Source organism: Achromobacter sp. GQ309, from assembly GCF_059759315.1.
Genome location: NZ_JCAXDP010000005.1, coordinates 348364 through 361980, shown reverse-complemented (window position 1 = coordinate 361980; position 13617 = coordinate 348364). Strand labels below are relative to the sequence as shown.

At 68.0% G+C, this 13617-nt stretch carries 10 protein-coding genes; 7 read left to right on the top strand and 3 right to left on the bottom strand.

All coding sequences use genetic code 11. The features are described from left to right. The first annotated feature begins 6 nt into the window (after positions 1-6). Both AC6CIE_RS17905 and AC6CIE_RS17900 read left to right on the top strand, forming a co-directional pair. Positions 7-537 (top strand): RNA polymerase sigma factor, encoded by a 531-nt coding sequence (locus AC6CIE_RS17905; RefSeq protein ID WP_498093191.1) that lies wholly within the window; start codon positions 7-9, stop codon positions 535-537. Beyond that, the gene (locus tag AC6CIE_RS17900) at positions 534-1349 is read left to right on the top strand and encodes an anti-sigma factor family protein (protein ID WP_218343082.1); all 816 of its coding nucleotides are present in this window, start codon (positions 534-536) and stop codon (positions 1347-1349) included. Before AC6CIE_RS17905 ends, AC6CIE_RS17900 begins: the two co-directional genes overlap by 4 nt. A 44-nt stretch (positions 1350-1393) precedes the next feature. Here the strand turns inward: AC6CIE_RS17900 and AC6CIE_RS17895 are convergent, their stop codons facing one another. Genes AC6CIE_RS17895 through atzF form a run of 3 tightly spaced genes read right to left on the bottom strand, consistent with a single transcriptional unit; the run spans position 1394 to position 7640 of the window. Further along, the gene (locus AC6CIE_RS17895; protein ID WP_498093394.1) at positions 1394-2122 is read right to left on the bottom strand and encodes a GntR family transcriptional regulator; all 729 of its coding nucleotides are present in this window, start codon (positions 2120-2122) and stop codon (positions 1394-1396) included. Beyond that, positions 2119-5757 carry an urea carboxylase gene (uca, locus tag AC6CIE_RS17890; RefSeq protein WP_498093189.1) on the bottom strand — a complete coding sequence of 1213 codons (3639 nt, stop codon included), beginning with the start codon at positions 5755-5757 and terminating at the stop codon, positions 2119-2121. The genes AC6CIE_RS17895 and uca overlap by 4 nt, the downstream gene beginning before the upstream one ends. Before the next feature lie 50 nt (positions 5758-5807). Next, the gene (gene atzF / locus AC6CIE_RS17885; RefSeq protein WP_286937632.1) at positions 5808-7640 is read right to left on the bottom strand and encodes an allophanate hydrolase; all 1833 of its coding nucleotides are present in this window, start codon (positions 7638-7640) and stop codon (positions 5808-5810) included. Positions 7641-8011: 371 nt separating this feature from the next. On the opposite strand from atzF, the gene urtA reads away from it, so the two are divergent. From urtA to urtE, 5 genes are read left to right on the top strand one after another with little or no spacing between them, the layout of a single operon-like run. Beyond that, entirely contained in the window at positions 8012-9265 is a 1254-nt protein-coding gene (gene urtA / locus AC6CIE_RS17880) for an urea ABC transporter substrate-binding protein (RefSeq protein WP_128827272.1), read from the top strand. Positions 9266-9290: 25 nt separating this feature from the next. Next, entirely contained in the window at positions 9291-10922 is a 1632-nt protein-coding gene (gene urtB / locus AC6CIE_RS17875) for an urea ABC transporter permease subunit UrtB (RefSeq protein ID WP_239212906.1), read from the top strand. Beyond that, a complete protein-coding gene (gene urtC / locus AC6CIE_RS17870) occupies positions 10919-12046 on the top strand; it encodes an urea ABC transporter permease subunit UrtC (protein WP_175137722.1) in 1128 nt (375 codons plus the stop codon). The genes urtB and urtC overlap by 4 nt, the downstream gene beginning before the upstream one ends. Further along, complete coding sequence (gene urtD / locus AC6CIE_RS17865; protein ID WP_498093187.1) at positions 12043-12882, top strand: urea ABC transporter ATP-binding protein UrtD; 840 nt, start codon at positions 12043-12045, stop codon at positions 12880-12882. Before urtC ends, urtD begins: the two co-directional genes overlap by 4 nt. A 2-nt stretch (positions 12883-12884) precedes the next feature. Further along, positions 12885-13583 (top strand): urea ABC transporter ATP-binding subunit UrtE, encoded by a 699-nt coding sequence (gene urtE / locus AC6CIE_RS17860; protein WP_175137720.1) that lies wholly within the window; start codon positions 12885-12887, stop codon positions 13581-13583. The last annotated feature ends 34 nt before the right edge of the window (positions 13584-13617 follow it).

Sequence of the window (13617 nt, the reverse complement as noted above, 5' to 3'; positions counted from 1 at the left end):
CAGACCATGCGCGCCGAAGACGAAGCCCAGATCCTGGCCTGCATCCCCAGCCTGCGGCGTTACGCGCGCGGGCTGACGGGCGACCCCGACCGGGCCGACGACCTGGTGCAAGACACCCTGGAGCGCGCATGGAGCCGCTATTCCCGCTGGCAGCGGCGCGGCGAACTGCGCGCCTGGATATTCGGCATCATGCACAACCATTTCATCGACGGTGTGCGCGCCGCCAGCCGGCGTACCGACCAGACGGCGCCGGGCAACCTGCCCGACGCGCCGGTGCGCGCCACCCAGACCGATCAGCTTGAAGTGCGCGACCTGGACCGCTGCCTGCAGGCCCTGCCGGCCGAGCAGCGCGAGGTCCTGCTGCTGATTGCGGTCGAAGACCTTTCCTATCAGGAGACCGCACGCATCCTGTCGGTGCCCATCGGCACCGTCATGTCGCGCCTGTCGCGCGCCCGCGAGAAGCTCGGCGCACTGATGCGCGGCCGCGATGCCGCGCCGCGCCTGCGGCCCGTTCCCACCCCGCGTGAAATGCCATGAACGACAAACGCCTCCACCCGGTTCCCGCCGCGGGCACGCCGATCACCGAAGCCGATCTGCATGGCTACGCGGACGGCCAACTCTCCGCCGCGCGTCATGCCGAGGTGGCCGCCTTTCTGGCCGCGCATCCGCAGGACCAGACGCGCGTGGACGACTGGCAGGCGCAACGGCGCGCGCTGCATGCCTTGCTGGACCCCGTGCTGGACGAACCGCTGCCGCTGCGCCTGCCGCTGCGCGCCCCGGCACGGACGTGGCCGTGGCGCGCGATGGCGGCCAGCGTGGCGATTGCCGCGGTCAGCGCCAGCCTGGCGTGGTTCGCGCGCGGCGCCGTCGACGCGCGTCATCTGCAAGCCGCGCTGGCCACCGCCAGTCCCGAGCGCGCGGCGGGCGGCTACGCCCAGCGCGCCGCCATCGCCCACGCCGTGTTTGCGCCCGACATGGGCCGGCCCGTTGAAGTCAGCGGCGAGAACGAGAAGGCGCTGGTGACCTGGCTGACCAAACGCATGGGCGCGCCGATGCGCGCACCGTCGCTGTCGAAAACGGGTTACGAACTGATCGGCGGACGCCTCCTGCCCGGCGGCGCGGGCCCCGTCGCGCAGTTCATGTACGGCGCTGCCGATGGTCAGCGCCTCACGCTGTACGTCACGCGGGAAGCGGCAGGCGGGCAGACCGCCTTCCAGTTCACGCAGGAAGGGCCCGTCCGCGTGTTCTATTGGGTCGAAGGCGAGTTCGGCTACGCGCTGTCCGGCGCGGTCAGCCGCGATGAGTTGCAGCGCGTGTCGCAGGAAGTCTACCGGCAGCTTCAGGGCTGAAGACAGCGGCTCGGAACCGAAACCCGCCAACTGCCCTCGACCTGTCAACCGGCGCTGGCACGCGCCTCGTGCAGCATGTGCAGCGTGATCTTGCGCACCTCGGCCTTGCTCATGTCGATATGGGATCGCAGCAAGCGCGCGGCCTCATCGATGCGGCGCGCCAGCACCGCACGCAGGATGGCCGCGTGTTCGTCGTACGTGGCATCCACCCGGAAGTCCTTCGTGAAATCCAGCCGCCGCACGATGCGGATCTTTTCCGTCACGTCGCGGTGGATCTGCGCCATCTCGGGGTTGCCAGCCGCGGCGACCAGCGCGCAATGAAACGCCTCGTCAAGCTGCCCCACCAGCCGGCCGTCCTGGATGCGCTGCGGCGGCGGCACCAGCCACACGTCGGTCAGCGCGCCCAGCATCCCGGCCCGATCCATGTCCTGCCGCGCGCACAGCTTATCCACCGCCGCCAGCTCCAGCACCACGCGCACGTCGTACAGCGCCTCGAAGCGCTCGAAATCAAAGGGCCGCACCTGCCAGCCGCTGCGCGGCCGCGCCAGCACGAAGCCTTCGCGTTCCAGCCGCGCCAGGCCCAGCCGCACCGGCGTGCGGCTCACGCCAAGCCGCGCCACCAGATCGGCCTCCGTGAAGCGTTCGCCGGGCAGCATCCGGAAGCCGAACAGGTCGTCCTTGATGCGCTGGTAGACCTGATCGGCCAGCGAACCCGCCAGCGCCGGCGACTGGCGGATGGCCGGACCGGCCTGGACGGCTTCCAGCCGCATCATCCGGTCACGACGCACGTGGCGTCTTCGGTGATCACGACGAGCGGATCGCCCGCGTTGACGGGCTTGCCGGGCACGCACCGGATGGCGGACACCGTGCCGGACGCGGGCGCGATGACGGACAGTTCCATCTTCATGGCCTCGACCACCACCAGCGTGTCGCCGGCCGACACGCTCTGCCCCACCTGGACCGGGATCTTCCAGATGTTGCCGCACATGTCCGCGCTGACCAGGCGTTCGCCCTCGCGCAGCACGGTCTCGGCCTCGGGCTGCGCGGCGGGCGGTTCGGCAGCCACATCCTCGTTCTTCCACAGCGCCACCTCGGCATCGAAGGCCGTCTTCTGGCGCGCCTGGAACGCGGCAATGCTGTCCGCCTGCTCGGCCACAAAACGCTGATGCGCCGCGAAGTCGAACATCTCTTCTTCGATGCGGACCGTCGCGCGGCCTTCGCGGAAGTCTTCGCGCAGCACGTCCAGTTCGGCTTCGGTGACCGGATAGAACCGCACCTGATCGAAGAAACGCAGCAGCCAGGGCTTGCCGTCCTGGAACACGGGATTCTTCAGGAACTTGTTCCAGATGGGCAGCGTGCGTCCCACCAGTTGATAGCCGCCGGGCGAATCCATGCCGTAGATGCACATGTAGACGCCGCCGATGCCCACCGTGCCCTCGGCGGTGAAGGTGCGCGCCGGGTTGTACTTGGACGTCAGCAGACGGTGGCGCGGATCGATCGGCACCGCGCACGGCGCGCCCAGATAGACGTCGCCCAGGCCCATGATGAGATAGCTGGCCTCGAACACGATGCGACTCACCTCGTCGCGTGAATCCAGGCCATTGATGCGCTGGATGAAGTCCACGTTGTTCGGCAGCCAGGGCGCGCTGGCGCGCACGGTTTCCTGATAACGCTGCACCGCGCCCAGCGTGGCGCTGTCTTCGAAGGCCATGGGCAGGTACACGACGCGCGTCGGCACCTTCAGCGTCGCGACGTCGGCCAGCCCTTCCTCGATCTTCAGCAGCCTGGCGATGAGCGCGCCCTGCAGGATTACGCGGCTGTCGTAGCGGATCTGCAGCGAGCGCACGCCCGGCGACAGCTCCAGCACGCCAGCCACCGGGTTCGCGTTCAATGCTTCCATCAACAGGTGGATGCGCATGCGCAGCGCCAGGTCCAGCACGTTGTCGCCGTATTCCAGCAGCAGGTAGCCGTCGCCCGCCTGCCGGTACGACACCGAGGGACGCGATCCTTCAGCGGGCAGCGCGGCCACGATCGTCTCGGAGACGGTCGCGGGCACAGGCGTCGGCTCCGTCGCAGCGGGAACCGCCGGCGCCAGATCGGCAATGCGGCGGTCCTGCGCAGCTTCCAGCGCCACGGCCTGCGGGTAGTCGATGCGCACGAAGCGGATGCGGTCGCCGGGCTTGACCTGCCCCACCTTCCACAGTTCGGCGCGGGCAATGGTGACCGGGCACACGAAGCCGCCCAGGCTGGGGCCGTCGCGCGTCAGGATCACGGGGCTGTCGCCCGTGAAGTTGATGCTGCCGATCGCATACTCGCAATCGTGGATGTTGGACGGGTGCAGGCCCGCCTCGCCGCCGTTCTCACGCGCCCACGTCGGCTTGGGCCCGATCAGCCGCACGCCCAGGCGGTTGGAGTTGTAGTGCACCTCCCAGTCGGCCGCGAAGAACGCGTCGATGGCTTCCGGCTGAAAAAAGTCCGGCGCGCCGTGCGGGCCGTACAGCACGCCGATCTCCCAGGTGCTGCCGTATTCGGGGATCAGCGCCGCGGGCGCGGCGTGCGGCAGCGTCTCGGGCGGCGCGGCCGTGGCGCCCGCCAGCTCGGGGCGGATCACGGGCAGCATGTCGCCCACGCGCAGCGTGCGGCCGGCATGGCCGCCGAACTGCCCCAGCGCAAACGTGGAGCGGCTGCCCAGATACAGCGGCACGTCCAGACCGTTGCGCACCGCCAGGTAGCTGCGGCAGCCGGACAGCGCACGGCCGGTGGCCAGCACCTGCCCCGACGTCACGAAGATCGGCTGCCACATCGGCACGGGTTCCCCGTCCAGCGTGGCGGCGCACGAGGCGCCGGTCAACGCCACGACGGCGTCGCCGTGAAAGCGCAGCGTGGGTCCGACCAACGTGGTCTCGATGCCGGCCGCGTCCGGCGCGTTGCCGACGATGCGATTCGCGACGCGAAACGCGTAGTCGTCCATGGGACCGGACGGCGGCACACCGATGTCCCAGTAGCCCGCGCGGCCGGGATAGTCCTGCACGCTGGTGTAGGTCCCGGCTTCCACGACCTCGATCGCCGACGGGCGATACGCAAAGCTTTCCAGAAAGCGCGTGGACAGCTGCCCAGCGCGAAAGCGCGCATCGGCCACGATCTGGCGCAGGTAATCCAGGTTGGTCGCAATGCCGTGCAGGCGCGTGCGCGCCAGCGCGTCGGCCAGCTTGTCCAGCGCGGCCTCGCGCGTGTCCGCATGCACGATCAGCTTGGCCAGCATCGGGTCATAGAACGCGGGCACGTCCGTGCCGGTTTCGACCCAGCCATCGACGCGCACGCCTTCCGGGAACGAGACCTCGGTCAACACGCCTGGCGACGGCTGGAACTGGCGCAGCGGATCCTCCGCATACAGGCGCACTTCAATGGACGCGCCTTGCGGCGCGCGCGACATGGCTGCGAAATCCAGCGGCTCGCCTGCTGCCACGCGCAACATGCACTCCACCAGGTCCAAGCCGGTGACGGCCTCGGTCACCGGATGCTCGACCTGCAGGCGCGTGTTGACCTCCAGAAAATAGAAGGCGTCGCGCCCCGGATCGTAGATGAACTCCACCGTGCCGGCAGAGCGGTAGTTCACCGATTCGCCCAGCTTGACGGCGGCATCCAGCAGCGCGGCGCGCGTGGCGGCCGGCAGCAACGGCGCGGGGGTTTCTTCGATGACCTTCTGGTTGCGGCGCTGCACCGAGCAGTCGCGTTCGCCCAGCGCCAGCACGCGGCCCGCACCGTCGCCAAAGATCTGAACCTCGACGTGCCGCGCGTTGTCCACATACCGCTCGATGAACGCGCCGCCATCGCGAAAGAAGTGCTCGCCCATGCGCTGCACGCTGTCGAACGCCACGGTCAGTTCCGCCTCGTTCTCGCAGCGCGAGAGCCCAATGCCGCCGCCGCCCGCCGTGCTCTTGAGCATGACGGGATAGCCGATGCGCTCGGCCTGCGACAGCGCCTCACCCAGGCTGGACAGGAGCCCGGTGCCCGGCGTCATCGGCACGCCAGCTTCCGCAGCCAGCTCGCGCGAGCGGTGCTTCAGCCCGAACTCGCGTATCTGCAGCGGCGTGGGGCCGACGAAGGCGATGCCCGCGGCCTCGCAGGCGTCCGCGAATTCAGCGCTTTCCGACAGAAAGCCGTAGCCGGGATAGATCGCCTGCGCACCCTGTTCGCGTGCGGCGGCCAGCAGCAGGTCCATGCGCAGGTAGCTGTCGGCCGCCTTCTCGCCGCCCAGCGCCACGGCCACATCGGCCTCGCGCACGTGCGCGGCGTTGCGGTCCGGGTCGGAATAGACGGCCACGCTGCGGATGCCCAGCCGCTTGAGGGTGCGGATGGCGCGGACGGCGATTTCGCCGCGGTTTGCAATCAGAACAGTATCGAACACGGTGCGACTCCCTGAGGTGAGGGCGGGGTTATGGAGTGGGTAGCGGGTAGTCAGCAGGTGGCGGCATTCAGGCTGGCCAGATAGGCCCGCCAGCCGCCGAACGCGGTGATGTCGCGCGCGCCCTCCAGGCCGCGCGGTTCGCAGATGAAGCCCTTGACCAGCCGGCCGTCGGCCAGCTCCAGCGTGCCGATGCCCAGCGGCGCGGGAATCTCGGCCACAAACGCGCCGAAGGCCGTCACCGGCACGTCCCACAGCTCGACCTCGATGGCGGCGCCGCTGTCCATCTTCACCAGCCCGGGCTTGGGCGGTGTGGTGTTGGCCAGGGCGAAGAGGCGGTAGTCGCCCGCCGTCGCCGTCTTCTCGACAAACACCGCGTGGCGCGACGTCAGTTGGTGGTTGAGCGGCATGCCGGTCAGATGCGCGCCCACGACGGCGACGCGCACGGTGTCCGCGGACGGTGCGCCATCCGCCGCCAGCGTGGGCAGCGGCATCCCGGTTGCGCCCAGCGGCAGCCCGCGCCGCGCCTGCCATTGCCTGCCGAACTGCGCCAGCGCGCGGTCCTGCCACGCCAGTCCGATCAGCGTGATGCCGGACGGCAGCCCATCGGCGCGCATGCCGGCCGGCACGGCCAGCGCGGACAGATCGGCCAGATTGGCGAAGTTGGTGTAGACACCCAGGCGGGAATTGAGCGTGACGGGGTCCGCTTCAAGCTGGGCGATGGTGTAGATGGACGGCGAGGTCGGCACGACCAGCGCGTCAAAGCCTTCCAGCGCGCGATGGATCTGGCGGGTGAGCTCGGCGCGCCGGTACTCGGCCTTGAACGCGTCCAGCGCGGTGTAGTTCGCGGCCTGTTCGACAATGCCGCGCACCACCGGATTGATGGCGCCGGGGTTCTCTTTCCACAACGATTCCACGGCCGCAAAGCGTTCGGCGACCCATGGCCCTTGATACAGCAGCGCGGCCAGTTCGCTGAACGGCGCGAAGTCGATGGTCTCGACCTGGGCGCCCTCGGCACGCAGTGCACGCACCGCGTCGTCGAACACGGCGGCGGCCTGCGTGTCGCCAAAGAATTCCAGCGATGCGGGCACCGCCAACCGAGGCGCCTTCGGCCACGGCAGCGACGCGCCAACCGGCATGGGGCGCGAATACGGATCGGCATCGTCGTACCCGCCGGCCACTTGCGCCACCTTGTCGGCGTCGTCCACCGTCAGCGCAAAGATCGATACGCAGTCCAGCGTGCGGCACGCCGGCACTACGCCTGCGGTGCTGAGCCAACCCTTGGTCGGCTTGAGCCCGACGATATTGTTGAAGCCGGCCGGCACACGCCCGGAGCCCGCGGTATCGGTGCCCAGCGAAAACGCCGCGATGCCGCGCGCGACCACCGATGCCGAACCGGAGCTGGAACCGCCGCTGACGTAGGCGGGATCGAACGTGTTGGCCACGGCGCCATGCGGCGATCGCGTGCCCACCAGGCCGGTCGCGAACTGGTCCAGATTCGTCTTGCCGATGAGGATGGCGCCGGCCGCGCGCAGACGGCGCACGACGGTGGCGTCTTCCTGCGGTGTATAGGCGAACTCGGGACACGCCGCGGTCGTGGGCCAGCCGGCCGCATCGATGTTGTCCTTGATCGCGAAGGGAACGCCATACAGCGGCAGGCGCGAGATGTCGCCGCCCGCCGCGGCCAGCAAGAGACGCAGGCCGTCGAGCTGTTCGTCGAGCTGCGCGCGGTCCACGCGCCGGATCCAGGCATTGTCTTCGACGTCATCCGGCGCGGCCACATGGCCGGCCAACAAGCCTTCAGGCTGCGCACCGTCGCGGTAGGCGGCCTGCCATTGCGCGATCGTCCAACCGGCGGGGTGCTTCTGCGTTGCTGCGGCATTCATGCTGGAATCCTTTCTTGTATACAAGTACGGATTCCCAAGCAAAGTGCGTGCCATGTTGGCCGCGCACGCCGCTTTCCCTCTGAAGCGCGGCAAGACCGCGCGCCTGGCGCTTTCGCAGGCCATCGCATCGGCATGCACGCCGCACCGTCATCGCGCGCAACACGCACCGATTCTGTGCAGACGGCACCGTTCTGATCCCCGTCGCGCGGCGCCGCCATCGCCACGCGCCTTCGCGTAAACCCGCCCGCTTCATACAGCAGCCGCATGCCTGCCAAAACTTGGCACGCGTTTTGCTTTTGAGTCTCTGTGCGACTGCATTTTCAGAACGTTCTCTCGCCGGCCAGGCCGGCACCTTCCATCCAGGAGTCACCATGAAACGCAGACTAGCCCTTAAGCAACTGACCGCCGTGAGCCTGTTGGCCATGACAGGATGGATGCCGCAGGTCCATGCCGCCGAGGACACCATCAAGGTCGGCATCCTGCATTCGCTGTCGGGCACCATGGCCATCTCGGAAACGTCGCTCAAGGACGTGGCCCTGATGACCATCGACGAGATCAACGCCAACGGCGGCGTGATGGGCAAGAAGCTGGAAGCCGTGGTGGTGGACCCCGCCTCGAACTGGCCGCTGTTTGCCGAGAAGTCGCGCCAGCTGCTCGCGCAGGACAAGGTGGCGGTGGTCTTCGGCTGCTGGACCTCGGTGTCGCGCAAGTCGGTGCTGCCGGTGTTCAAGGAACTGAACGGTCTGCTGTTCTACCCCGTGCAGTACGAAGGCGAAGAGCTGGAGAAGAACGTGTTCTACACGGGCGCCGCGCCCAACCAGCAGGCCATTCCCGCCGTCGAATACCTGATGAGCGAAGACGGCGGCGGCGCCAAGCGCTTCGTGCTGCTGGGCACCGACTACGTCTATCCCCGCACCACCAACAAGATCCTGCGCGCCTTCCTGCATTCCAAGGGCGTGAAGGACAGCGACATCGACGAGGTCTACACCCCGTTCGGTCACTCCGACTACCAGACCATCGTCGCGAACATCAAGAAGTTCGCCACGGGCGGCAAGACGGCCGTGATCTCGACCATCAATGGCGACTCGAACGTGCCCTTCTACAAGGAACTGGGCAACGCCGGCCTGAAGGCCACCGACGTGCCGGTCGTGGCGTTCAGCGTGGGCGAAGAGGAACTGCGCGGCGTCGACACCAAGCCGCTGGTCGGCCACCTGGCTGCGTGGAACTACTTCCAGTCCGTCAAAAACCCCGTCAACGACGCATTCATCGCGAAGTGGAAGGCCTACGCCAAGGCCAAGAATCTGCCCAACGCCAACACCGTCGTGACGAACGATCCGATGGAAGCCACCTACATCGGCATCCACATGTGGAAGCAGGCGGTTGAACAGGCCAAGACCACCGACGTCGACAAGGTCATCGCAGCGATGGGTGGGCAGAAGTTCAACGCGCCGGACGGCTACACGATCGAAATGGACAAGACCAACCACCACCTGCACAAGCCCGTCTACATCGGCGAGATCAAGGCGGACGGCCAGTTCAGCGTGGTGTGGAAGAGCAAGGGTCCGATCCGCGCCCAGCCGTGGAGCCCGTACATCCCGGGCAACGAAGGCAAGCAAGGCCTGTAGTCTCAACCCCAAGGAAAAGGTAGCCATGCGCATCGCGGCAATCGCACACTTCTTGCGTCGTTTCCTCCTGGCATGGCTGATCGCCGTGCCGGCGCTGGCCGCGCCCGCGGCCGCCGCCGGCGTGGACCAGGCCCTGCTTGCGCCGCTGGCCGGCGACGACACCGACGCCAGGCTGCAGGCGATTGCCGCGCTGGGCCAACTGCCCGATCCCGCTGCGGCCGCGGTGCTGCAGGCGCTGGGCAGCGACCAGCTCTACGCCACTGCCGACGGCCGCGTGCTGATCGGCGCCGGCGGGTCGCGCGCCACTGACCCTTCCACGAGCGCTGCCGTGGACCTGCCCGCGGACGCGGGCACGATTTCCATCAACAACCGCCTGCGCCGCGCCATCGAGGCCGCGCTGGCGGGATCCCGCCTGTTCTCCGACAACGCCAACGAGCGTCTTGACGCGGCCCGGCGGCTGCAGCAGACCGGCGACCCGGCGCGCCTGCCGATGCTGGAAAAGGCGCTGGCTGCGGAGAAGAGCGAGGCCGTGCGCGGCGCACTGCTGATCGCGCAAGCCAATCTGGAACTGAAAAGCGAAGACCCCGCCAAGCGCCGCCACGCGGTGCAGGTGTTGGGCGACACGAAGAATGCGGCCTTCCGGCCCACGCTGGCGGCCCTGACGCAGGAGCGCGACGGGACGTACACCGAACCCGACGCCGGCGTCCGCGAGGCGGCGGCCAATGCGCTCAAGCAGATCGACCGGCACCTGGCCACGATCGAATGGGCCGGCAATCTCTTTTACGGCGTGAGCCTGGGCAGCGTGCTGCTGCTGGCCGCGCTGGGCCTGGCCATCACCTTCGGCCTGATGGGCGTCATCAACATGGCGCACGGCGAACTGCTGATGATCGGCGCGTATGTGACGTACGTGGTGCAGACGGTGTTTCGCGCCTGGCTGCCGGGCTGGCTGGACTGGTATGTCGTGGCCGCGTTGCCGCTTGCCTTCGTGGTGACGGCGCTGGTGGGCATGGCGCTGGAACGCACCGTGATCCGCTGGCTGTATGGCCGTCCGCTTGAAACGCTGCTGGCCACCTGGGGCATCAGCCTGATGCTGATGCAGGGCGTGCGGTCGCTCTTCGGCGCGCAGAACGTGGAGGTCGGCAACCCCAGCTGGATGTCGGGCGGCGTGACCGTGTTGGGCGGGCTGGTGCTCACCTACAACCGGCTCGTCATCATCGGCTTTGCCTTCTTTGTCGTCTTCCTGGTGTGGGCGTTGCTGAACCACACGCGGCTTGGCCTCTTCGTGCGCGCCATCACGCAGAACCGGCGCATGGCGGACTGCGTGGGCGTGCCCACCGGCCGCGTCGACATGCTGGCCTTCGGCCTGGGCTCCGGCATCGCGGGGCTGGCCGGCGTGGCGCTCTCGCAGCTGGGCAACGTGGGGCCGGACCTGGGCCGCGGCTACATCGTCGACTCGTTCATGGTCGTGGTGCTGGGCGGCGTGGGCCAGCTTGCCGGCACCGTCATCGCCGCGCTCGGCCTGGGCGGCGTGAATAAATTCCTGGAGCCTTACGCGGGAGCTGTCATGGCCAAGATCACCATCCTGGTGCTCATCGTGCTGTTCGTCCAAAAGCGGCCGCAAGGCCTGTTCGCCCCCAAGGGCCGGAGCGTCGAATGAAACAGACCGCGCTGACCGACCTTAACCTGCTGGCGCGCCGCCCGATCTTCTCGGGCCGCGTGTGGGCGGCGCTGGCCGCGGGCGTCGTCCTGCTGGCGCTGTTGCCGCTGATGAATCTGGTGTTTCCGCCCGGCCATGCACTGCATGTGTCGGCCTACGCCGTGGCCTTGATGGGCAAGTTCATGTGCTACGCCATGGCGGCGCTGGCGCTGGACCTGGTGTGGGGCTATGCGGGCATCCTGTCGCTGGGCCATGGCCTGTTCTTTGCGCTGGGCGGCTACGCGCACGGCATGTACCTAATGCGCGCCATCGGCCGCGACGGCGTCTACCAGAGCGACCTGCCCGACTTCATGGTGTTTTTGGACTGGAAGACCTACCCCTGGTACTGGTCGTTCACGGAACACTTCTGGTACGCGATGCTGCTGGTGGTGCTGGTGCCCGGCGTGCTGGCCTTCGTCTTCGGCTACTTTGCCTTCCGCTCGCGCATCAAGGGCGTGTACTTCTCGATCATCACGCAGGCGCTGACCTTTGCCGCGATGCTCCTGTTCTTTCGCAATGACACGGGGTTTGGCGGCAACAACGGCTTTACCGATTTCAAGCGCATTCTGGGCTTTGACATCACCGCGCCGGGCACGCGCGCCACGTTGTACTGGGTGACGCTGGCGGCGCTGGCCGGCGCGCTGATTCTTGCGCGCATGGTCACGCAGAGCAAGCTGGGACGCGTGCTGACCGCCGTGCGCGATGCCGAAAGCCGCGTGCGCTTCATCGGCTACGACCCGCTGGGCTTCAAGCTGTTCGTGTGGACGCTGTCGGCCGTGCTGTGCGGCATCGCCGGGGCGCTGTACGTGCCGCAGGTCGGCATCATCAATCCCGGTGAAATGTCCACCGAGAACTCCATCGAGATGGTCATCTGGGTGGCGACGGGCGGGCGCGGCACGCTGATCGGTCCCATCATCGGCGCGGGCGCCGTCAACGGCCTGAAGACCTGGTTCACCAGCGTGCTGCCGGAATACTGGCTGTACGCGCTGGGCCTCATCTTCGTGCTGGTGACCCTGTTCCTGCCCACCGGCATCGTCGGTCTTGCCCGCCGCATCGCGGCCCGCGTCCAGGAGAAAAAGGCATGACCACCACGCACACCGAATCGGCCACGCTGGACGGCGGCCCGAGCGGCGACGCCGGCTATGGCCGGGTCAGCCCCAAGGGCCTGGACACCAGCCACGGCGCCATCCTGTACCTGGAAGGCATCACGGTCAGCTTCGACGGCTTCAAGGCGCTGAACGACCTGACGCTGGATATCGGCGTGGGCGAACTGCGCTGCATCATCGGCCCCAACGGCGCCGGCAAGACCACGATGATGGATGTCATCACCGGCAAGACGCGGCCCACGTCGGGCACGGCGTACTTCGGCCAGAGCATCGACCTGACGACGCTGAGCGAGGCGCAGATCGCGCACGCGGGCATCGGCCGCAAGTTCCAGCGCCCCACGGTGTTCGAACAGCACACCGTGTTCGAGAACCTGGAGCTGGCGAAGAAGACGGACAAGCGCGTGCGCCCCACCCTGTTCTCGCGGCTTTCCAGCGAACAGGCCGACCGGATCGGCGAGACGCTGGACCTGATCCGGCTGCGGCCCGAGGTATGGCGGCCCGCGGGCCTCTTGTCGCACGGCCAGAAGCAGTGGCTGGAGATCGGCATGCTGCTGATGCAGGAGCCGCAGTTGCTGCTGCTGGACGAACCCGTGGCCGGCATGACCGACGCCGAGACCGAACGCACCGGCGAACTCTTGAACGAACTGCGCGGCCGGCATTCCCTGATGGTGGTGGAACACGACATGGACTTTGTGAACCAGATCGCGGGCGATGGCAAGGTGACGGTGCTGCACGAAGGCTCGGTGCTGGCCGAAGGCCCGATGAGCCGTGTGCAGGCCGACCCGCGCGTGATCGAAGTCTACTTGGGGCGCTGAACATGCTGGACGTAAGCACGATCGACCAATACTACGGCGGCAGCCATACCCTGCGCGGCGTGTCGCTGTCGGTGCGGCAAGGCGAATGCCTGGCGCTCCTGGGCCGCAATGGCGTGGGCAAGACGACGCTGCTCAAGTGCGTCATGGGCGTACTGCCCGTGGCGCGCGGCGGCATCGCCTTCGACGGAGCCGACATCACGCGCCTGGCGCCGCACCAGCGCGCCGCGCGCGGCATGGCTTATGTGCCCCAGGGCCGCGACATCTTCGCGCGGCTGACGGTCGAAGAAAACATCCTGATGGGCATGGCGACCAAACCCGCGGCCCGCGCCCGCCGCATCAAGGAGGAAGTCTTTGAACTGTTCCCGGTGCTGAAAAGCATGCTGGCGCGGCGCGGCGGCGATCTGTCTGGCGGGCAACAGCAGCAGTTGGCCATCGCGCGGGCGCTGGTGGCCGAGCCCAAGCTCATCATCCTCGACGAGCCCACCGAAGGCATCCAGCCGTCCATCATCAAGGACATCGCGCGGGTGATCCACATGCTGCGCCAGCGCGGCGACATCGCGATCCTGCTGTGCGAACAGTATTTTGATTTTGCGCGCGAACTGGCGGACCAGTTTGTCGTGCTGTCGCGCGGCGAGGTGGTGGCAAGCGGCGGGCGCGATGCCATCGACGGCGAGGACGTGCGGCGGCATCTGTCGGTGTGACGGCGGCGCGGCGCCGGACTGCGGCGCGGTAGAT